Origin of the sequence: Bacillus swezeyi, assembly GCF_001969815.1 — a bacterium.
GTDB classification, from domain to species: Bacteria; Bacillota; Bacilli; order Bacillales; family Bacillaceae; genus Bacillus; species Bacillus swezeyi.
The window spans coordinates 1-1,255 of the sequence record NZ_MRBK01000087.1 but is presented as its reverse complement, the minus strand read 5'-3'; the positions used below and the strand labels follow the sequence as shown (position 1 = coordinate 1,255).

The following is a 1,255-nucleotide window of genomic DNA, read 5'->3' as shown; positions in this document are numbered from 1 at the left end:
GACGAATTCCGGGTCAGGCCGCCAAACCGCTTTTTCAGACATGCTTCTTCTCTCCTTTCCGTTTTTTGACGTCAGACAGGGTAGACAGGGTGTTTTCGCTCGGTAAACGTCATGTATTTTGTCATGTAGGCCTGAAACCGTTTGATGAGCTCTGTCCGCAAAGAATTGGGGGGAATGATGCCGTCGATGATCATTTCTGATGCGAGCCGGTAAATATCGATGTCTTTTTGATACTCTTCACGTTTTTTGGCAATGAATGCGGCCCGATCTTCTTCCGGAAGCTCCGCAATTTTATTGGCATAGACGGCGTTTACCGCGGCCTCGGGCCCCATCACGGCAATTTGCGCCGTCGGCAGCGCCAGACAGCAGTCAGGTTCAAAGGCAGGCCCTGCCATCGCGTACAATCCGGCGCCGTACGCTTTTCTGATGATGACGGATATTTTCGGAACGGTTGCTTCTGCCATCGCCGAGATCATTTTGGCCCCGTGTCTGATAATGCCCGCCCGTTCGACTTTTGTTCCGATCATAAACCCCGGTATATCAGCCAAAAAAAGCAGCGGGATGTTATAGGCATCACATAAATTAATGAATTTTGCCGCTTTATCCGCGGAATCGTGGAACAGGACGCCTCCTTTCATCCGCGGCTGATTGGCGATGATGCCGACAGGCTGTCCGTGAAGCCTCGCAAGCCCGGTAATGAGCTCGGGAGCGAACATTTTTTTAATTTCAAAAAACGAATCCTCATCAATGATTCGGGAAATCAAATCCATCATTTGAAAGGGAGCATTTTGGTTTTGCGGAATGATGTCTTCCAATGTTTTGTCAAATTCCTGTGCGGGCTTTGCTGCACCGACAGGCGCTTTTTCGGCATAGCTGGCCGGAAAGTATGACAGATACCTGCGAGCCGAGAGAATCGCCTCTTCTTCCGTCTCGGCAAGGATATCTCCGCAGCCTGATACAGAACAGTGCATTCTCGCTCCGCCCATTTCCTCGAGAGACACTTTCTCGCCGATCACCATTTCCGCCATGCGCGGCGAGCCTAGATACATCGATGCGTTTCCATCAACCATGATGACGATATCGCAAAAAGCTGGAATGTAGGCGCCCCCTGCCGCAGAAGGACCGAACAGCAGGCAGATTTGCGGGATGCGGCCGGACAGCTTGACTTGATGATAAAAAATCCGCCCCGCTCCCCTTCTCCCTGGGAACATTTCGACTTGATCGGTTATCCTTGCTCCTGCGGAGTCCACCAAAT

1 protein-coding gene is annotated in these 1,255 nt (G+C 51.4%); it reads right to left on the bottom strand.

Annotated elements, in window-relative coordinates; genetic code table 11:
- Nucleotides 1-71: 71 nt before the first annotated feature.
- A partial coding sequence (locus BTA30_RS22370) for an acyl-CoA carboxylase subunit beta (protein ID WP_076764273.1) occupies nucleotides 72-1,255 on the bottom strand: 1,184 nt, incomplete at its 5' end.